The organism is Nitritalea halalkaliphila LW7 (genome assembly GCF_000265075.1).
Lineage (GTDB): Bacteria > Bacteroidota > Bacteroidia > Cytophagales > Cyclobacteriaceae > Nitritalea > Nitritalea halalkaliphila.
Window position 1 is genome coordinate 22,886 of sequence record NZ_AJYA01000017.1, and the last position, 23,721, is coordinate 46,606.

25 protein-coding genes, 3 pseudogenes and 1 riboswitch are annotated in these 23,721 nt (G+C 51.5%); of the genes and pseudogenes, 18 read left to right on the forward strand and 10 right to left on the reverse strand.

Features of this window, described 5'->3' with window-relative positions; genetic code table 11:
* Positions 1-32: 32 nt before the first annotated feature.
* Together A3SI_RS06645 and thiL are read right to left on the reverse strand one after the other, a co-directional pair.
* Entirely contained in the window at positions 33-440 is a 408-nt protein-coding gene (locus A3SI_RS06645; protein ID WP_009054564.1) for a hypothetical protein, read from the reverse strand.
* 246 nt (positions 441-686) lie between these two features.
* Positions 687-1,712: a thiamine-phosphate kinase gene (gene thiL, locus A3SI_RS06650; RefSeq protein ID WP_009054566.1), complete on the reverse strand. Its 1,026-nt coding sequence runs from the start codon at positions 1,710-1,712 to the stop codon at positions 687-689.
* Between the two features lie 121 nt (positions 1,713-1,833).
* Here thiL and A3SI_RS06655 point away from each other — a divergent pair, with 121 nt between their 5' ends.
* Positions 1,834-2,031: a hypothetical protein gene (locus tag A3SI_RS06655; RefSeq protein WP_009054568.1), complete on the forward strand. Its 198-nt coding sequence runs from the start codon at positions 1,834-1,836 to the stop codon at positions 2,029-2,031.
* A 104-nt stretch (positions 2,032-2,135) separates the two neighbouring features.
* Here the strand turns inward: A3SI_RS06655 and mce are convergent, their stop codons facing one another.
* Positions 2,136-2,540: a methylmalonyl-CoA epimerase gene (mce, locus tag A3SI_RS06660; protein WP_009054570.1), complete on the reverse strand. Its 405-nt coding sequence runs from the start codon at positions 2,538-2,540 to the stop codon at positions 2,136-2,138.
* A gap of 90 nt (positions 2,541-2,630) precedes the next feature.
* On the opposite strand from mce, the gene A3SI_RS06665 reads away from it, so the two are divergent.
* From A3SI_RS06665 to A3SI_RS06715, 12 genes and pseudogenes are all read left to right on the forward strand, one after another.
* Positions 2,631-2,957, forward strand: a complete 327-nt coding sequence (locus A3SI_RS06665; RefSeq protein WP_009054571.1) for a HesB/IscA family protein — start codon at positions 2,631-2,633, stop codon at positions 2,955-2,957.
* A 172-nt stretch (positions 2,958-3,129) separates the two neighbouring features.
* Entirely contained in the window at positions 3,130-4,230 is a 1,101-nt protein-coding gene (gcvT, locus tag A3SI_RS06670) for a glycine cleavage system aminomethyltransferase GcvT (RefSeq protein ID WP_009054572.1), read from the forward strand.
* A pseudogene (locus tag A3SI_RS06675) lies at positions 4,227-4,932 on the forward strand (2-phosphosulfolactate phosphatase). The gene gcvT and the pseudogene A3SI_RS06675 overlap by 4 nt, the downstream one beginning before the upstream one ends.
* A 102-nt stretch (positions 4,933-5,034) precedes the next feature.
* Complete coding sequence (locus A3SI_RS06680; RefSeq protein ID WP_009054575.1) at positions 5,035-5,961, forward strand: ribose-phosphate pyrophosphokinase; 927 nt, start codon at positions 5,035-5,037, stop codon at positions 5,959-5,961.
* A gap of 27 nt (positions 5,962-5,988) precedes the next feature.
* Complete coding sequence (locus A3SI_RS06685) at positions 5,989-6,564, forward strand: 50S ribosomal protein L25/general stress protein Ctc (RefSeq protein ID WP_009054576.1); 576 nt, start codon at positions 5,989-5,991, stop codon at positions 6,562-6,564.
* A gap of 109 nt (positions 6,565-6,673) precedes the next feature.
* Positions 6,674-7,233, forward strand: a pseudogene (pth, locus tag A3SI_RS06690) (aminoacyl-tRNA hydrolase).
* 119 nt (positions 7,234-7,352) lie between these two features.
* Positions 7,353-7,456, forward strand: a riboswitch (SAM riboswitch).
* Positions 7,457-7,521: 65 nt separating this feature from the next.
* On the forward strand, positions 7,522-8,679 hold the full coding sequence (locus A3SI_RS06695) for a trans-sulfuration enzyme family protein (RefSeq protein ID WP_009054578.1): 1,158 nt from the start codon (positions 7,522-7,524) through the stop codon (positions 8,677-8,679).
* Complete coding sequence (locus A3SI_RS06700) at positions 8,676-9,806, forward strand: hypothetical protein (protein WP_009054579.1); 1,131 nt, start codon at positions 8,676-8,678, stop codon at positions 9,804-9,806. The genes A3SI_RS06695 and A3SI_RS06700 overlap by 4 nt, the downstream gene beginning before the upstream one ends.
* A 281-nt stretch (positions 9,807-10,087) precedes the next feature.
* Positions 10,088-10,570, forward strand: a complete 483-nt coding sequence (locus A3SI_RS06705; protein WP_009054580.1) for an Lrp/AsnC family transcriptional regulator — start codon at positions 10,088-10,090, stop codon at positions 10,568-10,570.
* 115 nt (positions 10,571-10,685) lie between these two features.
* Positions 10,686-11,042 carry an NUDIX hydrolase gene (locus tag A3SI_RS22330; RefSeq protein WP_009054581.1) on the forward strand — a complete coding sequence of 119 codons (357 nt, stop codon included), beginning with the start codon at positions 10,686-10,688 and terminating at the stop codon, positions 11,040-11,042.
* On the forward strand, positions 11,017-11,241 hold the full coding sequence (locus A3SI_RS22335; protein ID WP_316929109.1) for an NUDIX hydrolase: 225 nt from the start codon (positions 11,017-11,019) through the stop codon (positions 11,239-11,241). The genes A3SI_RS22330 and A3SI_RS22335 overlap by 26 nt, the downstream gene beginning before the upstream one ends.
* Before the next feature lie 7 nt (positions 11,242-11,248).
* A pseudogene (locus A3SI_RS06715) lies at positions 11,249-12,629 on the forward strand (MATE family efflux transporter).
* Positions 12,630-12,641: 12 nt separating this feature from the next.
* On the opposite strand, the gene A3SI_RS06720 reads toward A3SI_RS06715, so the two are convergent.
* A complete protein-coding gene (locus tag A3SI_RS06720) occupies positions 12,642-13,541 on the reverse strand; it encodes a fumarylacetoacetate hydrolase family protein (RefSeq protein WP_009054583.1) in 900 nt (299 codons plus the stop codon).
* A gap of 307 nt (positions 13,542-13,848) precedes the next feature.
* Between A3SI_RS06720 and A3SI_RS17260 the strand changes: the two genes are divergently transcribed.
* Positions 13,849-14,697 carry a helix-turn-helix domain-containing protein gene (locus A3SI_RS17260; RefSeq protein ID WP_050977425.1) on the forward strand — a complete coding sequence of 283 codons (849 nt, stop codon included), beginning with the start codon at positions 13,849-13,851 and terminating at the stop codon, positions 14,695-14,697.
* A 292-nt stretch (positions 14,698-14,989) separates the two neighbouring features.
* Here A3SI_RS17260 and A3SI_RS06735 read toward each other — a convergent pair whose 3' ends face one another.
* Complete coding sequence (locus A3SI_RS06735; RefSeq protein ID WP_009054587.1) at positions 14,990-15,853, reverse strand: hypothetical protein; 864 nt, start codon at positions 15,851-15,853, stop codon at positions 14,990-14,992.
* Entirely contained in the window at positions 15,799-16,122 is a 324-nt protein-coding gene (locus A3SI_RS18840) for a hypothetical protein (protein WP_162098426.1), read from the reverse strand. The genes A3SI_RS06735 and A3SI_RS18840 overlap by 55 nt, the downstream gene beginning before the upstream one ends.
* A 176-nt stretch (positions 16,123-16,298) precedes the next feature.
* On the opposite strand from A3SI_RS18840, the gene A3SI_RS06740 reads away from it, so the two are divergent.
* The 3 genes from A3SI_RS06740 (at position 16,299) to A3SI_RS06750 (ending at position 18,208) form a co-directional block, all read left to right on the forward strand.
* A complete protein-coding gene (locus A3SI_RS06740; protein ID WP_009054589.1) occupies positions 16,299-16,706 on the forward strand; it encodes an arsenate reductase family protein in 408 nt (135 codons plus the stop codon).
* Between the two features lie 12 nt (positions 16,707-16,718).
* The gene (locus A3SI_RS06745) at positions 16,719-17,225 is read left to right on the forward strand and encodes a Dps family protein (protein WP_009054591.1); all 507 of its coding nucleotides are present in this window, start codon (positions 16,719-16,721) and stop codon (positions 17,223-17,225) included.
* A gap of 149 nt (positions 17,226-17,374) precedes the next feature.
* Positions 17,375-18,208, forward strand: coding sequence for an alpha/beta fold hydrolase (locus tag A3SI_RS06750; protein ID WP_238531631.1), 834 nt, complete (start codon positions 17,375-17,377; stop codon positions 18,206-18,208).
* 186 nt (positions 18,209-18,394) lie between these two features.
* Here the strand turns inward: A3SI_RS06750 and A3SI_RS06755 are convergent, their stop codons facing one another.
* Entirely contained in the window at positions 18,395-19,636 is a 1,242-nt protein-coding gene (locus A3SI_RS06755) for a S41 family peptidase (protein ID WP_009054596.1), read from the reverse strand.
* Between the two features lie 197 nt (positions 19,637-19,833).
* Between A3SI_RS06755 and A3SI_RS06760 the strand changes: the two genes are divergently transcribed.
* Positions 19,834-21,141 (forward strand): glycosyltransferase family 4 protein, encoded by a 1,308-nt coding sequence (locus tag A3SI_RS06760; RefSeq protein ID WP_009054598.1) that lies wholly within the window; start codon positions 19,834-19,836, stop codon positions 21,139-21,141.
* 56 nt (positions 21,142-21,197) lie between these two features.
* Here the strand turns inward: A3SI_RS06760 and A3SI_RS22340 are convergent, their stop codons facing one another.
* The 3 genes from A3SI_RS22340 to A3SI_RS22350 are packed head-to-tail and all read right to left on the reverse strand — an operon-like array spanning position 21,198 to position 23,712.
* Positions 21,198-21,494, reverse strand: a complete 297-nt coding sequence (locus A3SI_RS22340) for a hypothetical protein (protein ID WP_009054599.1) — start codon at positions 21,492-21,494, stop codon at positions 21,198-21,200.
* A complete protein-coding gene (gene priA, locus A3SI_RS22345) occupies positions 21,491-22,366 on the reverse strand; it encodes a replication restart helicase PriA (RefSeq protein WP_316929103.1) in 876 nt (291 codons plus the stop codon). The genes A3SI_RS22340 and priA overlap by 4 nt, the downstream gene beginning before the upstream one ends.
* Positions 22,367-22,377: 11 nt before the next feature.
* Positions 22,378-23,712: a primosomal protein N' family DNA-binding protein gene (locus A3SI_RS22350; RefSeq protein ID WP_316929104.1), complete on the reverse strand. Its 1,335-nt coding sequence runs from the start codon at positions 23,710-23,712 to the stop codon at positions 22,378-22,380.
* Between the last annotated feature and the right edge of the window lie 9 nt (positions 23,713-23,721).

The window sequence follows — 23,721 nt, forward strand, 5'->3', positions numbered from 1 at the left end:
CACCAGCTCCTCCCGCTCACGAAAAAACTGGTTCAGTGCCGCCGGCGCAAGCAGCTGTTCGCCTTCGATGGTGAAGATTTGATTGGCGAAATTTTTACACCAAATGCGCCTTGGCTATCGGCAATAATGTTATCGACAGGCTGATGCCGTGCCTCGGGCATGGAAAGTCGTTCGAAGCGGAAGCCATTAAAACGGAAAATACCCAGCTCTGTGCCCACATACATCAGCCCTGCTGGCGTGACGTGCAGGCTGTAAACGGTGGGCGAGGGTAAGCCTTCTAAGTAAGACACCTGGCGGTGAAAGCGCTCCACCGTGCTTCCTCCAGGATCTGGAGCGGAAAAGGCATACCCTTCCGCCTGCACTCCGCTGGAGAGACACATCCAAAATAGCATGCCTAAAAAACTACTCAAGCAGCTGAAGAAAGGCTTAAAATCCGACATATACAGGGTGTTAATGATGCCTCTCCTTCTCGGAAGCAAGAAAAACCTGCCTCCCGAAGAAGGCAGCTTTCTACCCGAAAAATTAAGAATAAGTCACCAAAAAAAATCAAAAATCATTGGTTCAATCGCCCAAAAGAAACCATCTGATTTCGTATGATTCAAAGGTAAGGCAATTTTATTTTCTAAATCGAGGGAGTTCACCAACTAGGGTATTTTCCCCATGAAAGCAGTAAAATCTTTCACCAATCAAAAGTGCTTCCAGCCCTGGGCCTTGAGGGGCACCGCCGCACCCCCCTTCGTCACCAAGTGGAAACCTTCCGTCACCGGACTCATGTGACCGATAAAGTGAATATCAGGATGCTTTTCCAAAGCCGCGAAGTCGGACTGCTTGATCGTAAAGAGCAGCTCGTAGTCCTCTCCTCCATTCAGCACACAGGTTATCGGATCGAGTCCGAGCTCCACCGCCGTATCATAGGTCTGCTTCGCAATCGGCAACTTATCCTCATACAGGAGCGCCCCTAATCCTGAGGACTTGCCGATATGAAATAGCTCAGAGGCCAGACCGTCCGACACATCGATCATGGAGGTAGGCACCACGCCCAGCTCGCGCAGCTCATGGATGATATCCACTCGCGCATCGGGCTTAAGCTGCCGCCCTGTGACATAGGCGTATTTTTCCAGTTCAGGCTTCATATTCGGATTACTTAAAAAGACCTGCTTTTCACGCTCCAGGACCTGTAGGCCGACCAGTGCCCCACCTAGATCCCCCGTAACACAGAGGATATCTTTATCCTGTGCCCCCGAACGATAGCTCAGCGTATCCTTTTGTCCCTCACCGATAGCTGTCACCGAAAGGACTAGCCCACTGCGTGAGGAAGTGGTATCTCCTCCGATCACATCCACACCATACTGCTCAGCCGCAGCATAAATCCCCCTGTATAAAAGCTCCACCGCTTCCACCGAAAAACGATTGCTAAGGCCGAGGCTGATCGTGACCTGCTTGGGTAGTGCGTTCATGGCCGCCACATCGGACACATTCACCGCCACCGCCTTAAAGCCCACATGCTGTAGCGGCGCATAGCTCAGGTCGAAGTGCACCCCCTCCAGTAGTAGGTCCGTGGTCACCACTTTTACATGGTCGCCCGCCTCCAGTACCGCCGCATCATCGCCAATACCCACTAAGGTACTGGCCTGCTGCGGACTAGCCATGCCTTTAATACGCTCTATTAATCCAAATTCGCCCAACTCGGCGATTTCTGTTCTCTTTTCCATGCCTGATTCTCTCATTTTTGCCGCTCAAAGGTACAAAATCCATCCGAAACCCGCTCTCTCTGGTTTTCGGCATGTATGTTGCATGTTTAGCGGTATAAACCAACAAAACCACAAAACAATCATGAAAACCTTTGGATTTCTCTTAATCATTATCGGTGTCGTCGGACTGCTTTTCTTTGGCTTTCAAGCCATGCAAGACTCCGAAAGTTTTAGCTTCCTCGGACTGGACATCGCCGTCAGCAGCGCGAACTGGACACCCGTCGTCGGCAGTGGTGCCGTCTTTATTATTGGACTTATTTTGGCGGCACGCCGCAAATAAGTCCTCCTACAGCTAACCCACAACAGGGAGCCCGCACATCCGGCTCCTTTTTTTAGGCCCGAAAGTGCTAAAAACCCGATCGCCTCATGGCAAAAGCGTACCGCTTAAGCCGGCCGCTCCTGGCAAAGTTCCACAAGCACCCCATTCGTGGAGCGGGGATGTAAAAAAACCACCCACTTATTATCTGCCCCTTCTTTCGGCGTCTCATTCAGTACCTCGAAGCCTTCCGCCTTCAGCCGGGCTACCTCCGCGTGGATGTCCTCCACATCAAAGGCTATATGGTGGATTCCCTCCCCTTTTTTCGCAGTGAACTTGGCGATCGGGCTATCCTCACGACTCGCTTCCAGTAATTCCACCTTCGTCTCACCCACCCTAAAGAAGGACGTATGCACCCCCTCGCCCTCTACAGACTCCTCTTTATACGCTTCCGTTCCGAGCAGACGTGTAAACAGCTCGCGAGAAGCAGCCAGATCCTTCACCGCGATCCCTAGATGTTCTATTTTTCTCATCATAATTTTTTCGTATATTGGAATGTTTTCCTATCAGAAGGTGTTTTACCTTTGCCGAAAGATATGGGTGTAATTTCAAAATTAAAAAATATGATCATCGTTTCAGATAAAGCGAAAGAACAAATTCTCACCTTAAAACGAGAAGAAAATCGCGCCGAGCACGAAAATATTCGCGTCTCCGTGAAAGGTGGCGGCTGTTCCGGCCTCATGTACGACCTGCACTTCGATGATAAAACAGAAGAATCGGATCACATCTTCGAAGACAAGGGCGTGAAAATAATCGTAGACCGAAAAAGCCTGCTCTACTTAGCGGGGACCACATTGGAATTTTCCGATGGCCTAAACGGCAAAGGATTCCAATTCGTCAACCCGAACGCTTCCCGCACCTGCGGCTGTGGCGAAAGCTTTTCCATTTAAATCCCTACCACAAACTACACTTTAGCGATACGCGCACTTCTTTTAAGAGGTGCGCTTTTTTCGTTACAGGCGAATTCTAGCCCTGTCTAAGCCGATTTATGGCTGCGATTATGTACCTTTGGACCTAGGAGATACTTCTAAAACGATCCTAAAAACTTAAACAGACCCAAATATGGAAACAGCGATTAAAACCGTCGCTTTAGATGCTTTGCACCAGGCGCTCGGCGCCAAAATGGTGCCCTTCGCAGGCTTTAACATGCCCGTCCGCTACAGCTCAGACCTCGAAGAACACCATACAGTACGCCGTGGCGTAGGCGTTTTCGACGTCTCCCACATGGGCGAATTTTTCGTGAGCGGGCCAGAAGCGCTGAACCTCATCCAAAAGGTATGCTCTAACGATGCCTCCACCCTCAGCATCGGCCAGGCACAGTACAGCTGCTTCCCGAATGAAACTGGCGGCATCGTAGATGACCTCATCGTTTACCGTATGGAAGAGGCGCGCTATATGCTCGTTGTGAATGCGTCTAACATCGATAAAGATTGGGCCTGGATCAACGGCCATAATTCCATGGGTGCGGACCTAGAAAATGCCTCCGACGCCTACTCCCTTTTTGCGGTGCAGGGACCTTTGGCCACAGCCACCCTCCAAAAACTAACTGAAATCGACCTGAGCAGCATTAAATTCTACCACTTCACCGTGGGCAGCATGGCGGGAATCCCTGAGGTCATCATCTCCGCCACAGGCTACACGGGCGCAGGAGGTTTCGAGCTCTACGTAAAAAATGAGCATGCTGAGGCACTCTGGAAAGCTGTTTTCGAGGCGGGTGAGGCGCATGGCATCAAGCCGATCGGGCTAGGCGCACGGGACACACTCCGCCTGGAAATGGGCTACTGCCTCTATGGGAATGACATCGACGACAGCACCTCTCCGCTAGAAGCCGGCCTGGGCTGGATCACTAAATTTACCAAGCCCTTCATTAATTCCGAAGCGCTACTGGCACAAAAAGAAGCCGGCGTCACGAGGAAGTTGATCGGATTTATTTTAGAAGAAAAAGGCATCCCCCGTGGTGGTTATCCCCTGCTAAATGAGGCCGGAGAAACCATCGGGCGCGTCACCTCTGGTAGCCAGTCTCCTAGCTTAGGCAAGGGCATCGGACTCGGCTATGTGGAGACGGCCTATGCCAAGCCAGGCACAGTACTTCGCGTGGGCATCCGCCAGAAGCAGTTGGCCGTGACCGTAACTAAGTTGCCCCTCTATAAAAAAGACGCATGAAGACAGTAAGCATTTGCCTCACACCCGCCTTGCGGGAGCTCTATGAGGTAAGTGGCCGCATCGTGGTGGTGGTGGACATTTTCCGCGCCAGCAGCACCATGGTCGCGGCCCTCTGCGAAGGGGTGGACCACATCATTCCTGTGGCCGATCAGGAGGAGTGCCGAGCGCTTGGCGCCAAAGGATACCTCACCGCCGGAGAGCGAAATGGCCACATTATTCCCGGTTTTGACCTGGGAAATAGCCCTTTGGCCTTCCAGCAGGAAGCCTTTAAAGGCCAAAAACTCAGTATGACCACCACCAATGGCACGCTGGCGATCGAAAAATTCCGCGAAGGGGCACGTGAACTCCTCATCGGGCTTTTATGAACTTGCGCCGCACAGCTGCCCACCTGCGCACACAAGATGCCGACGTACTCATCGTCTGTGCAGGCTGGAAAGGCAACTATAACCTCGAGGACGCCCTCTATGCGGGTGCGCTAGTGGAGGCACTTTCGGAAAGCCATACGCCCGCTTGCGACAGCAGTTTGGCCATGAAAACCCTCTATGCAGCCGTAAAAGAGGACTTGAAAGGCTTTTTGGCGCAAGCTCCCATGCCAAGCGCCTGCAGAACCACGGAATCGAAGGAGATATCGACTTTTGTTTGGAGCTCGACCGCTACGAAGAGCTAGTGCTGCTAAAAGAAGAAAAATTGGTATTGGCGTAATAATTAGGCGTAAGCGAAAAAATCGTTTCCTAATGCAGGCTTTTTGGCTACCTTTGTATGCCATAAGCAGATGCCTTTTACAACCTTAATACCAATAAAATGATGACCGAGGTCAAATTATTTGCCGGTTCGAATAGTCTCCCTTTAGCCGAAAAAATCGCCAAGCATTATGGGAAAAAATTAGGTGACTTGACCCTTTCCAAATTCAGTGATGGGGAAATGTCGCCAAGCTTTAATGAATCTGTTCGTGGCTGCACCGTATTTCTTATCCAGTCGACTAACCCGAGCGCTGATAACTTACTCGAGCTTTGCTTGATGATCGATGCCGCAAAGCGCGCTTCCGCCTACAAGGTCTGCGCTGTCATTCCCTATTATGGCTATGCGCGTCAGGATCGAAAAGACCGCCCTCGGGTTTCGATCGCCGCTAAGCTTGTGGCCAACATTTTGACCTCTGCAGGTGCAGACCGCATCATGACCTGTGACCTGCATGCCGGACAAATCCAAGGATTTTTTGACATTCCTTTGGATCATCTGAATGCTTCCGCTATCTTTGTGCCCTATTTGGAGAGGCTGAACCGGGATAACCTGATTTTCGCCGCCCCAGATGTAGGAGGAGTAGCGCGTGCGCGTGCTTACGCCAAGCATTTTGCGGTGGAGATGGTCGTCTGTGACAAGCATCGAAAACGCGCAAACGAGGTCGCTTCCATGCAGGTTATCGGAGATGTAGAGGGCAAAGATGTCGTACTTATCGATGATTTAGTGGATACGGCGGGGACATTGTGCCGTGCGGCACAAATCATACTGGAAAAAGGTGCCTTATCGGTTCGCGCCATCGCCACACACGGGGTGCTGTCTGGAAAGGCGTATGAGAATATTAACAACTCTGTTTTAGAGGAACTGGTCATCACCGATACCATTCCGCTGGTTCAGGAATCAAGTAAAATTCGGGTGTTATCCGTTGCTGATTTATTCGCTAAGGCGATTCATGCAGTGACTGGCAACTCCTCTATCAGTGCACTCTTTATTTAATTTATTTATAACTTATTCTTATTTACTATGAAATCTTTAGAGATTATAGGGTTTAAAAGAGCAAATCTCGACAGTGCTACTTTAAAAGAGCTTAGAGAAGACGGTCAAGTTCCTTCTGTGGTTTACGGACCAGGTATCGAAGAGCAGATTCACTTCTATGCACCTGCGATTCTTTTCCGCCCGCTTGTTTACACGCCGGATGTACACTTAGTAGAATTAAACATCGAAGGTCAGAAAATCAAGGCACTTCTCAAGGACACACAGTTCCACCCGGTATCTGAAGTTCTTCTGCACGCAGATTTCTTAGCATTCAGCGAAGACCGTCCTGTGAAGATGGACATCCCTGTAAATATCGTAGGGAGCTCTCCAGGTATCCAAAAAGGGGGTAAGCTAGAAATTAAAGCCCGTACCTTAAAGGTGAAAGGCCTAGCGAGCAATCTTCCTGATAAAATCAATGTGGATATTTCGCACCTAGACCTTGGCAAGTCCGTAAAAGTTTCTGAACTTTCAGTAGAAGGTTTCGAAATTCTTACTAGCCCGAACGTTTCCATCGCTACGATCGGTATTCCAAGAGCACTTCGTGGTAAGAAATCAGCTGAATAAGCTTTTTCTCCCTAAATTACCTACATCCTGCCCAGTATTTACGCTGTGGCAGGATGTCTTGTTTCCGGCCGATAGCAGGAGCCGGCCGCCACTCACCCCCTCATCACTCATGAAATACTTAATCGTTGGCCTCGGAAATATCGGCCCAGAGTACGAATTGACCCGCCATAACGTCGGTTTTCTCACCTTAGACCGCCTCGCAGACAAGCATCAGTGCAGCTGGAGCTCAAGCCGCCATGCTTTTTACAGCCACTTTAGTTATAAATCCCGGCAGTTTCATCTCATCAAGCCCACGACCTACATGAACCTGAGTGGCAAAGCCGTTTCCCACTGGATGGCGGAGCTGAAAATAGAGAAAGCCCATGTCTTGGTGGTGGTAGATGATGTGGCCTTGCCTTTCGGCAAATTACGCATGCGCGCCAAGGGGTCCGCAGCAGGCCATAATGGGCTAAAAAACATCGAGGCGCTTACAGGAGGCCAAGATTACCCCCGGCTAAAGTTTGGGATAGGAGATGATTTCCCGAAGGCAGACAGGTGGACTATGTCCTTGGACGCTGGACGCAGGCAGAAATCGACGCCCTGCCCGAACATATGGACCGTGCCATCGCCATGATCGAAGCTTTCGGCAGCATCGGGATCGTGCACGCCATGAATCAGTTTAACGACTAAGTCCTTTTTTTTGGCCGAAGGCCAAAGATGAAAAAGCAGCAGGGAAAGCAGGAGGGAAAGCTACAGGGATTTTGTTTTCTGGATTCCAAGCGCTTTCTTTGTAGGAAAAGAAGTTTACACCTTTATAAAGAAGAGGCGAGAGAACAGGCTCCATGACCCTCTGGCAACCGGCCGTTCGCGTCCAAGGTGCCACATCCTGCCCCCTATCCGGGAACTATAAACGGGTCAATGCGCTATAGATGCACGGGGCGATGGTCTTTATACCGATTACGTAAGAACCCTGAATTTATGGCACATTTCGAAACACAGGCGATTCGCGCAGGCGCGCAGCCTTCTAATGCAGCAGGACATTCCAGTCCCATCCATCTCACTTCCAGCTTTACTTTCGACTCCGCCGAGCAAGCACGAGCCCTCTTTGCGGAGGAGCAGGAAGGGCAGATTTATTCCCGCTATGCGAACCCGAACACCAGCTCCCTGCTCGAAAAGGTCTGCTTAGCAGAAGGCACCGAGGATGGCATGGTGACCGCTTCAGGCATGGCCGCGATGTTCGGAAGTATCGCCGCACTGCTTAGCCAGGGCGACCATATTTTAGCCTCGCGCTCCCTGTTCGGTTCCACGCACCAGCTGCTAACCCGCGTCTTTCCGCGCTGGGGGATTACCTCCACCTATGGGGACATTGCAGATTATAAGAACTGGGCCGCTCTCCTGAAGCCGACCACCAAGATGCTCTTTTTAGAGACTCCTTCAAACCCAGGATTGGAATTAATCGACTTAGAATGGGCGGGGAACTTTGCACGGGAGCATGGGCTTATTTTGGTGGTGGACAACTGTTTCGCTACACCTTATCTGCAGCAGCCGGCGAAATGGGGTGCCCATTTGGTCACGCATAGTGCTACCAAATTTATCGACGGACAGGGTCGCGTGCTGGGGGGATTGATTTTAGGAAGTAAGGAGCTGATCGAACAGGTACGTTTCTTTGCCCGGCATACGGGCCCTTCCATCTCGCCCTTTAATGCCTGGATACTGGATAAAAGTATGGAGACCTTAGCGGTACGAATGGACCGCCACTGTGAGAATGCCCTAAAAATAGCGCGGCATTTCGAGGGGCATGCCAAAATAAATCGGGTGAATTATCCGTTTTTAGAAAGTCATCCACAATATGCGGTGGCCGTGAAACAAATGCGCCATGGTGGGGGTATAGTAACTTTAGATCTGAAGGAAGGAGCAGCAGCGGCGGCGGCCTTTATCGATCGGCTGAAAATGATCAGTTTTACTGCGAATCTGGGAGACGCCAGAAGTATCGTCACACACCCTGCTTCTACGACTCACAGTAAGTTGAGTCCCGAAGAGCGAGAGCGTGTCCAAATCACGCCAGGCCTGATACGCTTATCGGTAGGCTTGGAGCACGTGGACGATATCATCGCGGATATCGAACAAGCATTATGATAAAAAAACGTTTTGGTTTTTTCTTGCTATGGGGGCTCCTTTTGGGAGCCCTTGCTTTCGCACAGCCTGCTCCTGTAGCCTTAGACAGCGTGGAGAATCGCAGCGAGTACCTGCTTTTGGATAAAGGCTTGCAGTTTCGAATCACCCGCTATGTAAATAGCCTGTATAATTTTGATTTCCGCGAGGCAGATCGCGGATTTAAAGTTTTGGAGTACGAGTACCCGGAGCATCCACTGCCCTATTTTTTACAGGGGCTTAGCAGCTGGTGGAAAATTTTACCCGATTTAGATAATGAGCGCTATGACGATCGCTTCGTCGGGCAGATGGATGTGGTGATCGAAAAAGCGAAGAGCCTACTCAAGCGGGACCCTGAAAATAAGGAGGCCACCTTCTTTTTGGCGGCAGCCTATGGTTTTCAAGGGCGGCTCTATTCGGAGCGCAGGGCCTGGACGAAGGCCACGCTAGCAGGAAAAAATGCGCTCAAATACCTCAACTTGAGTAAAGATGGCGATGAGGAAATGAGTCCAGAGCTGGTGCTAGGAGATGCGCTGTTTAATTATTACTCCGTCTGGATTCCAGAGAATTATCCCCTGCTGAAACCCGTAGTCGCCTTTTTCCCAAAGGGCAATAAGGAAAAAGGAATCGAGCTGCTGGAATATGTGGCCAATAATGCTTTCTATTCCCGGGTAGAAGCGCAGTATTTTTTATACATGCTGTATGCAAATGCGGAGGGCAGCCCCTTTAAATCTTTGGCGATTACGGATTATCTAATGGATAAGTATCCGAATAATGCCTTTTTTCATCGCTCCCATGCGCGCAACCTCTATACGGTGGGAAAATGGTACGAGTGCAAGGAGGTGTCTGAAGAAATTCTCCGCCGATTGGATGCCAAGCAGACCGGTTATGAGGCCAATAGCGGGCGTTATGCCGCATTTTATATCGCGCAGTACTACGAGCGCAGAAATGACATGCCGCAGGCGAAAGCTTATTACAAGCGCACACTGGCCTTCGGAGAAGAGTCTGAGGCACAGGAAAGTGGCTACTACCTCTACAGTTTACTGGCCTTAGGAAAAATCGCCACGTCCGAGGCAAAAAAAACGAGGCCAAGTCCTATTTTAATCAGGTGAAGAAGTTTGCCAAAAGAAAGCATCCCGCCCATAAGGAAGCACGAAATTTTATTAAAAAGAATAAACTTTGAAACGCTTTTCCCGTTTACCAAAGAAGTTCAGCAGGAGAATATTTGAATTGGCATAGTTATTGGCTTACATTACCCTGAATGCTTTTGCTGGAGTGCAGGTACGAACAAGAATATTTCGTGTTTACACACCTTTTTCTTTCCGATTGCTTTAAAATAATATTTATTATACCTAACTTTGTACAAGATATTATTCTGTAAATACTTTCATCTATGGATAACAGCGTAAGAGTAAAATTTGACAAAATCGACCGTAAAATACTAGAAATTTTACAGGGAAATGCGAAAATAACCAATGCGCAGCTTTCGAAAGATATTGGGCTTTCACCGGCTCCCACCCTAGAGCGCGTTAAGAAATTAGAACAATCTGGAATCATCCGTAGCTATCATGCGAAATTAGATCCAGAAAAGATCGGCCTCGGGGTAAGTACCTTCGTACTCGTGACCCTTATCGGACATAATAAAGCTAATATCGATGCCTTCATGACGGAAATTAACACCATCCAAGAGGTTATCGAATGCCATCACATCACCGGTTCTGGCGATTTTATTCTAAAAATTATTGCAAAAGACATCACTGCCTACCAGAAGTTGATGCTCGAGCAGGTTTCCGAAATTAAAGAGGTAGATTCCATGCAGTCCATGGTGATTCTTTCCACTTTTAAGGATTCTAAGGTATTACCTATTCCTGCATAAAAGTCGCTTAGCGCGCACCCACACAAGCATGGTCTCCCGATCATGCTTTTTTTTTATGTACTTTTGCAGGGCGAAAGGACTGCGCCCCTACCGCAGTACTGGAACCCCTGACCCTATGGCACCGACAAAAGAAGAAAATCCCTGGATCTGCCAGGAAAAAAAAACCGTATTTGAAAATCCCTGGATCCGCGTTGAAAACCATCAGGTACTGAATCCTGCCGGAAAACCCGCCGAATACGGCAAGGTCTGTTTTAAAAACCGCGCGATCGGCATTTTGCCCATCGATGAGGAGGGTTACACCTACCTGGTAGGGCAGTACCGCTACACGACGGAGGGCTATTCCTGGGAGATTCCTATGGGAGGTGGCCCCTTAGAAGAAGCCCCTTTGGCGCGCCGCCAAAAGAGAGCTAAAAGAGGAAACCGGTCTGACAGCGGACAGCTGGACCCTGCTCATGGAAGTGCATACCTCTAACTCCGCCACCGACGAAGTGGGCCTGATCTATGTGGCCGAAGGGCTACATGCCGGCACCCCCGAGGCAGAAGAAACCGAAATCCTACAGGTACGCCGACTCCCCCTGCGGGAAGCCGTACAGTGGGTCCTCGAAGGAAAAATTACAGACGCTATTTCCGTATGTGGGCTGCTGCGCGTAGCCCGCGATTACGCTATATAAGATCAACATGCTTGGTATTCAGAACTTTAGGCAGCATAGCTCCAAAACATTTTTACTCGCTTACCCCGTGATGCTCAGCCAGCTCGGGCAGGTACTCGTGGGCGTGGCTGACAGTATGATGGTGGGCCGACTGGGGGCAGAACCGCTCGCAGCGGCTTCTCTCGCCAACAGTATTTTCTTCGTGGTGCTGATGTTCGGAATCGGAATCTCCATGGCCATCACACCCCTGGTAGCGATGGCAGATGGGCGCGGACGCAATAAACGCATCGCCCGCCTCTTCCGGCATGGCTTCGTCATCAACTTAGGTGCAGGGATCGTTTTGCTCCTCTTTATTTTACTCTCCAGCCCACTGCTGCTTCACCTGAACCAGCCAGAAGCTGTCGTGGAAATGGCCATACCCTATCTGGCCATCATCACCTTCTCGCTACTGCCCTTTATGGTGTTCCAGACCTTCAAGCAGTTCACCGAAGGCCTCTCCCAGACCAAGCAAGCCATGTACATTACCCTAGTCTGTAATGCGCTCAACGTATTCCTGAACTGGCTGTTGATTTACGGCAACTGGGCGCCCCAGAGCTGGGACTAAATGGCGCCGGCTGGGCCACGCTCATCTCCCGCATCCTGATGGCCCTGATGATCGCCTACTACGTGTGGTGGTCGCCGCGCTATAAAACGTATCACATCAACTTTCGCTTTGAGCGCTTCAGCTTCCCGATGGTCAGCAAAATGCTCCAAATCGGCATCCCCACCGGCTTTCAATTTATCTTTGAGGTAGGAGCCTTCTCCACCGCCGCCATTATGATGGGCTGGATCGGGGTGAATGCCCTAGCCAGCCATCAGATTGCCATTAACCTGGCCTCCATCAGCTACATGATGGCCTCAGGACTTTCTGCCGCAGCCATGGTGCGCGTAGGGAACCAGCTGGGACAGCGGGACATCCCCGGTCTGCGTGATGCTGGCTTCACGGTTTTCCTGATGACCGCCGCCTTTATGAGTTTATCTGCCGTCTGCCTGATCCTGCTGCGGGAGTTTTTGCCATCGCTTTACATCGACGATCAGCAGGTCATTCAGATGAGCGCCAGCCTACTTATCATCGCCGGCATGTTCCAGCTCTCGGACGGCATACAGGTCGTGGGCCTAGGGGCACTGCGCGGGATGGCGGACGTTAAAATTCCCACCATCGTGACACTGATCGCCTACTGGGTGATCGGCCTGCCGCTGGGCTATTTCTTTGCCTTCCACCTCGGCATGGAAGAAAAAGGCGTCTGGTATGGCCTCTTGACAGGCTCAGCTTGACCGCCTGCGGACTTCTTTACCGTTTTCATAGCCTGAGTAAGCGTTTGGCTAGCGCCAAAGAATTACCAAAAGTGAATCCCGAGCTGATGCATTAAACCACTGGGCACCTACGAAATCGGCAGCACCGAACGCACCTCTTGCTCCATCTCGCCTAGCCCACTCAGCTGCATGCGTACACGGTCACCGGCGCGTAAAAATCGCGGAGGCTGTAGGCCCATCCCTACTCCTGCTGGAGTTCCCGTAGCGATGATATCTCCTGGTAAAAGACGCATGTAGCTTGAAATTTCCGCAATCAAGGCCGGCACATCCAGTAGCATCTGCGCTGTACTGGCCTCCTGCCGTAGCTTACCATTCACCCAAGTGCGCACCTCGAAACGCTCGTTTTCAGCTGCCCGCGCTGGCTCTAGCAGAACAGGTCCCATAGGTGCGAAACCATCATAGCTTTTGCCCTTCACCCACTGCCCTTTACGCTCCAGCTGCCATGCACGCTCACTGACATCATTCAGGATGCTGTAACCTGCGATATAGGCAGCCGCCTCTTGTGCTTGAATCGCGATCCCCTCTCGCCCGATGACCACGGCCAGCTCAGCTTCATAGTCCAGTTTTTCAGCCCCTAAAGGCAGTGGAATCGCATCGAAAGGACCTGAGAGGGAGGTGCTGGCTTTCATAAACAAAATCGGCCTCTCCGGAGCCTGCATCTGCACTTCAGCGGCATGTGCAGCATAATTTAGGCCCACAGCGATGAGCTTAGAAGGACGCGCTACCGGTGCGCCGAGGCGCAAAGTCGCCGCCGCTGCTTCCGTCCAGATGGCTCCTGTTTCCAAGCGCTCCCGCAACCAGCGGAAACCTCCTGCACGAAAAAACGACTCCCCATAATCCCCTCCCGGTAGCTGCTCCCCTTTGAGCAGATGCGCGCTGCCGCCGAGAAAAAGTCCAGGCTGCTCTTGCCCGAAAGGGCCTAATCGTATCAGTCGAAGACGCTCTACTTTTTGTCTTTGCTCCTGCATAGGCGCTGAATTCCTTGTTCGTTGTTAGGTGTTCCTTAGCCTTCGAAACTACGAGGATTTGTCCGAAGGGGCAAGGATATCCCGAGCCTATTCAGCTAAATAAAGATAGCTGTAAAGATAAATCCCGCTCCCTGCGCTCGAAGCATGGCGCTTCAGGGCGAAAATCCTATCTTCGCATCAAGAAACATACCTGCATGTCAGCTTTTACTCGCCCTTCCCGTCCCTTTTTTCCGGCACTGTACCGGCAAGAACCTCTCGAGGAGGCCTCCTACTTTTCCCAGGACTTCCAGGTGCTGGCCTGCGCTTTTTGTTTTGTCCCGCCGGCCCCTACTGGCTCTTCGTAGGCGGTCGCTTCCATGTACTGCGGGAGGACAGTATGTTCGTTTGTGATCGAAATCTTTCTATTTTCCTTAAAAACCCCTTAAAAGGAAAGCAAAAGAAAGAAAAAGAAAGTGATTTACCCCCTAAAAAGAAAGCAAACGAACAAAAAGGAAAGCAAACGAACATGGGAGCCGTGCAGGCCTTGCATCTCATCGAGGTCAGTGATGAGGCCTTGCTTAGCCTCCCGCAGTGGGGTGCGAGCTTACAGCCTTTGGCCCAACAGGCCCGCGAGCAAGCACTTTGGGCCCGTCGCATAGCGTATTCGGAGGAGCGCTTCGTCCGCCTACTCGACCTTCCCGGCTGGCTAGAGGAAGCCCAGCCCGCCGCCTTTCCCCAGCTCCAGTTTTTTCAGGCGCTATTTGATTGGCAGCAGGCCCTTTCGGATTCCTCGACCGATCTGCTGGCGACGGAAGATCGCCGTTGGCTGGTTCCCTTTCACCAAGAGCCACGGCTTTTACGCGTCTATGAGCGCTTGCTTCAGGGCTTCGATACGGGCATTGAGCTGGCGGAGCTGGCGGAGGAGATCGGCATGCAGTATGCGGCTTTTAGTCGTTTTGTAGGTCAGGCCTCCGGCCAAAGCCTCAGCAAGGTGCTGCTTGCCTTGCGTATCGCCTTTGCGCAAACCTGCCTCCTCGAGCGGCCAGAACTCACCATAGCCGAAGTAGCACAAAGCGCAGGCTTCAGCAATTTAAGTAACTTCAATCGTCTTTTTCTGCGAGAAACAGGGCGGACGCCGAGTGGTTTTGCTGCTGGAAAAAGAAAGGTAATTTTTTAATGGTTAATGGTTGATGGTTGATGGTGAATGGTGAATGGTGAATGGTTAATGGTTAATGGTGAATGGTTGATGGTTGATGGTGAATGGTTGATGGTGAATGGTTGATGACGTTAATTGTCCTGCGTTGATGCGGATTTATCGTCTTTCTTACTTGACGCTAAAGCCGCCAAACTACCCCAAAATCCGCCGCCATGCCGCTCGAAATTTAAGGATTCTCCCGTTTTCGTCCTCACATATTCCGCGTTTAAATAATTAACAATTTACCATTTACCATCAACCATTAAAAAAACGTTTATTCCGCTGGCATCCAAAACTCCTCCTGCGCGATCTTGAAAAGACCATTTCGCGTGGCGATGTGCACAAAACCGTCAAATAAGGCCACATCCGTAAGCTGTAAATTTTCTAAGCCTTCTGTATTCAAACGGGTGAGGACAGCGCTTTCTCCTTGACCTTCTAGCTCAAACAACTCATCGACACCCGTCCAAACGAGGATGCGATCCTCCACTACGCGCACACCACGCAGCGTGTTGTTCGCAAACATAGGCTCCAGGTCTAGGACATTGCCGGAGGCAGAGCGGAAAAGCCCTTCCTCACTCAGCACCAAACGGCTGCCATCGGTAAAGGTATCTGTACCTAAAACAACAAAACGACGTAAATCTTCGAATACAGGCGTCACCTCACCCGTCTCCGTAAGTAGAAAACTACTCTGACGGCCCGCCACGCCAGCTGATATCAGCCAGCCCGTCTCCAGAGCGAAAACCGAATAGAGCTCGGTAATCGGCATATCTTCGAAACGGTACTGCAGAAGTATTCTGTTCATCACAGGAACTTCCTGATTAATGACAGGCAAGCGCCCTGACTGAGCATCCACCTCCACTAAAAAGACGCGGTCCTCCAAAGAAGAGCCTCCGAGCGGATCCACCCAGCTGGAAAGCACCACATTCCCCTGGACACCAAAAGAAGGCAGCCCAAACCAGCCTGGATTCAACTGATAGTTAGCGGGATGATCGGGAATAGTTAGGGCATCCAAGCGCAAAACATCCAAGCTGTTATAGTCTTCATTTGCGATGGCCAGTAAGCTAGCGCGCGTGTCTAGTGCACCTATCGATAAAAACTCTCCATGCGCCTGACCGAAACGCATATCAAAGGCACGCAATGAAAACTGCTCTTGAGTGCCTGCTGCACTAAAGAATCCCGGCGTAAGGCGTTCGAGTACAACAGGCGGTCTCCCTGTAGGGTCAGGTTGGCGACGTGCCCACGCTCCCAGTTGAAGTTGGGTAAGCGAATAAAACGTGCCTCCTGCTCTTGCTCTGGAAGAACATCTTCAGACTCCTGACACGAACTCAAGCCACCGAAAAGGAGAAGGCCACAGGTTGCCAAAACGGAAAATCGACGGAATGGCAAGGGGTTAACGCATACTTTCATAATTAACTACTAAGGGTTTAAAAATTGGTTTAGCTATAGGAATGCCTAAATTTAGCAATTATTTTATTTTTAATGAAACTAAATAGGTGTCTAAATTACAGATATACGCTTTAAACTCGAAACAAAAGGAAATCAGACCCCGTTAATAATCATGTAAACACTAAACCACTTACACCATGTTTGACTTAGGTCATCAAGAAATCAAGTTTTTATACCATTCAGACGATCTAAAGGATCGAGAAGCTTTTGGGTATGCCACTGCCTTAGATCAGCATACAATGAATGAGGTAAATGTGGCCAAAACACCCTTGACACAGCGGCATTTTGCGGAGCTGGCCACCAAATTAGGGGTGCCTATCATCGAATTATTCGATAAGCAGCATGATCGCTATGAGGAAGAAATAGCATCTGCTTCGTTTAGCGACCAGGATCTTCTAGACCTCCTGCATCGTGACCCCTCCCGTCTGAAAACACCTATTTTAATCGCGGAATTTGGAGCTCGCTTTTTGGAGTCTCCATTCGACACGCACCAAATAGACCTGGCGGTAGCGGGAATTAAAATCAATCCAAACGATAACTACTAAACAAACACAACTATGAACACGAACGGAACCGCTGAAAAACGCGTATTCAAAAAATTAGGATATAATAGGGAAGAAACAGATAAAATCGTAGCCTCACTGAATCAGTTGCTCGCGAATTATCACGTGCATTATCAGAAGTTACGTAATTTCCACTGGAACGTGACAGGTGGAGATTTCTTCGAGCTACATGAAAAATTCGAGGAGCTCTACGACGAAGCCATGGAAAACATCGACTTGGTGGCTGAGCGCGTACGGGTCTTTGGCATGACACCACTGAGCCTGATGCGCGACTACTTGGAAGTAGCTGACATTAAGGAAGTAGGCACAGACCTGCACCCCCATGATATGGTGCGCGAAGTATTACGTGACTTCGAGGTGCTCGCCGAAAACATGAATGATGCTGCTGAAAAAGTGGCAGAACTCGGTGATAAAGCCACGGAAGATATGCTCGTCGCCTTTATCAAAAGCATCGAACTGAAGCACTGGATGTTCACTTCCTTCCTAAAAGAGCATGCTTAATAGCGTAGGAGGGCGTAGGGGTTAATTTTCGGCCCCTTGCCCCCCGTCAAATGCCAGCACCTGCGTTCATGCGTAGGTGCTTTTTTTTTGTAAAAGGTTTTGCCCTTCGGGCAAAGGAAACTAAATTACTAAAAAAAGTTTCTAAGCCGATGCCACAGCCCTTTTCTGACGTACCTGTGCGATTTTTAACCTGCTCCCTCGGGCGCCTGGCCTACCGCGTTCATGGGCCTGCCAGCGGTACAGTCACCCTACTCCTACATGGTTTCGGCCAAAACCAACACGCTTTCCACGCTTTCCTGAGTCTCCGAGGAAAAGAAGAACGCTACATCAGTATCGATCTCTTTTTCCATGGCCTAAGCAGCTGGAGTAAGGCCTCCAAGCGGCTGCTCCCAAAGGACTGGGCCGCCATACTTCAGCAGCTGATGGCCGCAGAAAAATTCAACTCCTTCCATCTAGTCGGCTACAGTATGGGGGGAAAATTTAGCCTCATCAGCTACCAAGAGCTCCCCAAGCAGGTACTCAGCCTTACCCTATTAGCACCCGACGGGATAAAAACAGGTTTTTGGTACAACATCAGCAACTTTCCCGGCATTTTCGAGGGACTATTTAAGCGAACTGTTTTGGACCCCAACCGTTTTTTCACCTGGATGCACGGACTTCGCCGCATCGGTCTGCTGGATAAAAGCATTGTGAAATTTATCGACACCCAAATGGAAACCCGCACCAAGCGCGCGCAAGTGTACTTCACCTGGTCCGTTTTTCGGAAGCTAAGGCCGGATATCCAAGCCATACTGGCTGAGCTTCGGCGGCAGCCGATTCCGGTTACCCTGGTCACGGGAGACTTCGACCGCATGGTTACCTATGAAAACTTGGCTTACTTTATAGAAGCCCTGCCGGCCGCCGAGCATGTGGCTTTGGCTAGCGGCCATAATACGCTGATTCCAGACTACGCCGAATACCTGAAAAACCGCCGAAAAAAGTAACATAAAAAAGGGAAGCCGCTTGCACCTGCCTCCCTGATATTAGAGTTATGGTATGAAATTATTTTTTATTGTTTGGGCACTAAAAGTGCAGAAACTCTTGCTCTAAGCCACTGAAGTGATCGATCATCTCCCAAAATGGCGGGCGATAACTGCTCCGTGCACCCGCTTGCACAGCCCCCGTGCTGATCAGCTGTAGGCTGCCTGAAAGCGTGCCTCCTGACGATCGCCCCAGTTGCGGCTAGGATCATCTGCCACGAAGAAGTCAGCGGGAAGTCCATCGAAGTAATCCGCGACGCCCGTGGCGTTTGTGGTCGCAAAGGTAATCGGAACCAGTTCCAAGCCGCGCTGCTGCAGGGGCCTGCTGAAGCCACTGAGGGTGAAGGATCCCACAGGCTTTCCAAAGGTGTTGTCGCCGATCAAGACCACGTCCATATACGGCTCGAGGCAGTTGATGAGTAGCTCTGATGCCGAAGCCGAGCTGCGGCTGGTCAAGAAAATAACCCGCTGAAGTTGCAGATTCCCTCGGCGACGGAAATTGACCGTACGGTTTCGGTTTTGCTGCGGCTGATTATGCTGTACCGTGTACATCACCTGATTATCAGCCGCCTGGGGCACGAGGAAATTCAAGATTTGTTCGGTAACTGCCACCGATCCGCCTCCATTATAGCGCAGATCGATGATCAGCTCCTGCACCTGCTCTTGGTTGAAGAACTGAAAACTGTCTTCCACCTCTAAGCTGCGAGTGGGGGTCTCACCGGCTGTGGCACGGAAAGAATGATATACCCAGTAGCCCACTTTTTTACCCGCCAGCTCGAAAGCCTCCTGGTGCAAGACAGAGTTCGTCTGGAAGGCATCTCTTCGGATGGTACGCGTAGTTTCCGTGCCGTCAGGCAGGCGGAAGGTAAAGCTATTCGTGCTGCCGATCACATTCGGCCCCAGCTGAAAATCAAAACCGTTCGCCGTACGGTAGCTCATGATCGGACGGCCATTGATCTGCGTTACTTCCCAGCCACGCTGCCAACCGTCTTGTCCGGCAGGACCATTCGCGAACACAAAGGCGATGAACATCTTAAAGTCTCCACTCGGCTGCTCCTGAAGCTGAAAGCCAAAGCCATGTACGCCACTCGCCTGCCCGGTAAAGGCAGCCTCAAAGGCTTCGCGTGTGGTCAGATAGGACCAGCGATCGAGCGGCTCGAAGCGTAGGCTACGTAGAAACGCATCGTTATCGTTAATACGACCGAAATCAGTTACCACGGGAAGTTCGTCCTCCCAGAAGTAGAAATCTTGCATCAGCCGATAAATCTCCTGATTAATCCCCGGCACGGATAGTCCCGGATTATCTGTCTCATCTTCGGGAGGCATACAGGCTCCCATCCCCACGAATAGGGCCATCAGCCCCGCTGTCCACCAGGAAAAGGTTTTTCTCATACGTCATGATTTAAAGCATAAACGAAACGAACTTGCATTCAGATTGTTAAGCCGCCAAATTCTTTTTCTCGCAACTTTTAACGCGCAAAATCGCCTGCATCTGAGCAAAAGTTTTTTCCGCCTGCCTTTTTATGTAATTTTGGGGGTTAATGTATAAAAAATTCGCACACGAACTCCTCTGTACGCGCATATTTTCGATGAAAAAACCTGGAATTTTACTCATTAGCTACTACTGGCCCCCTTCGGCCGGGTCGGGCGTGCAGCGCTGGCTGAAAATGAGCTATTTTTTACAAGAAATGGGTTGGCAGGTCCACGTGCTTTGCCCCGAAAATCCTGACTTTCACCTCCGCGACCCCAAGCTGCTGGCCGACATCCACCCTGACATTCAGGTACATCCCCTGCCGATACGGGAGCCTTACCAGCTTTGGCGCCGCCTTCGGGGCCAAAAAGGGGGAGATGCAGCGGCTGTTTTGGAGGAAAAAAATCACGGCTTACTGGGACGGGCAGCACTGTTTATCCGTGCGAATCTGTTCATCCCAGACCCCCGCGTGTCTTGGGTGCAGGCCGCCTCGGCCAAAGGTACCGCGCTCGTAAAAGCCGAAGGCATACAGGCGCTTATCAGCACAGGCCCACCACACAGCATGCACCTAATCGCCCGCCGGATAAAGGCTCAAACGCAGGCCTACTGGTTGGCTGATTTCCGCGACCCTTGGACCCAGTGGGAGTTTTTGCAGCAGCTCCCGATGCTCCCCTTTGCCCGCCGAAAACATGCCCGGCTGGAGCTTGCAGTTTGCCGCGAAGCGGACCGTGTGTGCACCATTAGCCCCACCTTTCAGCAGGAGCTGCAGGCACGCGTCGGTCGCCCCGTATCCCTTCTCACCAATGGCTTTGACCCGCGGGACTTTCCTGCTTCTCTGTACACGCCTGCTGATGTGAAGCCTGGGAGGCCCATTCGCATCGTGTACACCGGCATCATCGATGCGATCCGAAACCCTTTCCCCTTTTTAGAGGCGCTGCTGGCCCTTTCGCAAGCCCCGGAGGCACCCCGCTTTCAGGTGTATTTCGTGGGCAAAGTCTCCGCAGCACTCCGAGATTTTCTGGAGGCACATCCCGCCCTCGCTGCCACGGTACACCTGGTGGGCTATGTGGCGCATGAAGAGGTTTTTCAGTATTACGCACAGGCGGACTTGCTCCTGCTAATCCTCACGCAGTCCGCGAATGCCAAGGGAAATATCCCCGGAAAACTCTTTGAATACATGGCAACGGGCCGACCCGTTTTGGCACTGGGGGACCCCAAAGGAGACAGCGCAGAGCTCCTTCGTGCAGCGGGCGCTGGAAAGGTATTTCTACACAGCCAAAGTACGGAAATCCAAGGTTTTTTACGTGATTTTAGTCCACAAGCTATCCGCCCCCTATCCGAAAGTTTAAACGCTTACAGCCGAAAAGCACTTGCCCGAAAAGTATCCGACTGGCTTCGCGAAGGCCTCCCGGCCAAAGAAAACTAAGCCACCAAAAACTAAGACACCATAAGCCGTCACCAGCCAAGCTGTCGCGACTGCATTTACTGGGGGTCTACATCGATTAAAATCCGTAAATTCCGGAATTCGCGCTGCTGCTGCATGCTCTCCACCAGCTGCTGCAGGGCCTGCTTCATCTCTTGGTTGGCCTCATGGCGCCGCTCTAATTTGAGCAGCAGCTCGAAAATGTAGTAGTTCCGGACCTTGCCCACCAGGGCTTTTTCGGGTCCTAGCACCACCTTCTGTACAGGAACCTCCTGCAGCAGATTCCGGAGGTACTCGGCTCCTTTTTTAGCTAAGACCTGCTCCTTATGGCGCACCGAAATGCGGATGAGCTTCACAAAGGGCGGGTACAAATACTTTTGGCGATCCGCATATCCTCCAGATAGAGTGCATGGTAGTCCGAGCCGATCACCCACTGGAACAGGGGATGATCCGGACGGCGCGTTTGGATGATGACCTCACCCGCCTTCTCCCTCCTCCCGGCCCGTCCGCCGACCTGTAAAAGCTGCGAAAAGGCCCGTTCACTGGAGCGAAAATCCGGAAAGTTCAAGATGCGGTCGGCATCCATCACCCCCACTAGCGTGACACGCTCGAAGTCTAAGCCCTTCGTAATCATCTGCGTACCCACGAGGATATCGATATGTCCCGCCGCGAACTCCTCCAGAAGCTGTTGGAAGCCATATTTTGAGCGTGTGGTATCCAGGTCCATACGTGCCACGCGGGCCTCTGGAAAGAGCAAGCTCACATCCTCTTCCAGGCGCTCCGTTCCCAGCCCTACCGGGCTTAGCTTGGCACTTCCACAGGCAGGGCACTGCGCGGGAAGTCCATCTTTAAACCCGCAGTAGTGACAGTTTAGGCTGGCAATGGCCTGGTGATAGGTCAAGTTCACATCGCACTGCACACATTCGGGCACCCAGCCACAGGCATCACAAGACAGGTAGGGCGCATAGCCACGCCGATTTTGGAAGAGCAATACCTGCTCCTGGCGTTCTAGCCGCTGCTGAATGGCCTCCCGCAAACGTGCCGTGAAGCCCTGCTTGAGTAGGTTGCGCTTCTTATCCCGAAGGATATCAGCGAGTTCGACCTGCGGCAGCTGCGCATTTCCGTAGCGTGTGCCGAGGAAGACGTAGCCATACTTTTCTTTGCGCGCATGAAAGTACGATTCGAAGGAGGGGGTGGCGGAGCCCAAAAGGCTTTTGGCTTGGTGCATGTGTGCCAGCATCAGGGCGGCATCCCGAGCCTGAAAGCGAGGGGCGGGTCGAACTGCTTGAAGGAAGGCTCATGTTCTTCGTCCACGATCACGAGGCCGAGGCTATCAAAGGGCAGAAAAAGGGCACTGCGCACGCCTACGACGACCTGATAACGTCCCTGCAAGAGCCCATTCCATACCTCTACGCGCTCATTTTCAGAAAATTTTGAGTGGAATACCCCCATTTTTGCGCCTAAGGCGCTGCGCAGGCGCTCCACCAGGTGGGTTGTAAGGGCGATTTCCGGGAGCAGCAGCAGCACCTGCGCCCCCCCTTCCAGCGCATCTAAGATCAGGTGGAGGTACAGCTCGGTCTTGCCGCTGCCTGTCACCCCCTGCAGCAACACCGTATCTTTCGACTGAAAGGCCTCCTGGATTTCTTGCAGTGCCTGCTCTTGGGCCTTACTTAGGATGGGGCGTTCTTCTGTACCGGCCTGCTCCTGAAAGCGGCTGACGATTTCCTCGAAACCCTCTAAAACTCCATTTTTCAAGAGCGTCGCCAGGGAAGATTCAGACAGCCCTGCCCCTTCGCGCAGGCGCTTTTTATCCACCCCCAGCGCATTCAGGCTTGGATTTTGGTGCACGGGCAGCACCTGTAGCAGGCGCAGCAGCACCGCCTCCTGCTTGGGCTTGCTACTTAGCGTCTCAAAAAGTTTTTCCAGCGCCCCCGGCGCCAAATGCTCCGCCGCTAGGCGAACCTTACTGACTTTACGCGGGGTATATTTATCTTTTAACTGCTCGAAGACCAGGACGATTTCCTTCGCGATCAAGCTTTTAATGATTTTATGAATCTGCTTACTGCCTAGCACCTGCTCGCACTCCACATAGGTGAGGGAGTCCTTCTGCTCCAGCGCCTGAATGAGCAGCTCTTCCCTGTTATCCAGCGGAAAGGCACAGTTCTCGCGCGAAAATTCGGGACGTAGCTGCAGCCTACTCTCTGCATTTAACTTAAGCCCAGCTGGCAGGGCGGCGCTCATCACCTCCCCCAAGTAGCAGGCATAGTAGCTGGCCATCCAAGACCAAAACCGAATTTGGATCGGATGCACCACGGGCTCGGTGTCCAGCACATCCAGAAGCGGCTTTACCTCATAGGTTTCCGGCGCCTTCGTATGCATGCGCGCCACGATTCCGGTCAGCACACGCTTGGGTCCGAACTGCACGACCACACGAAATCCGATGCCGATGCTGGCCGACAGCTCGCGCGGCACGAGGTAGGTGAATAGGTTGGGGATCGGAACGGGCAGCACCAGGTCGACGAACTGATCTGGCTCCCCACTGCCTTTAAAATCCGTGAATAAACTTTCTTGCACCGGTGGTAG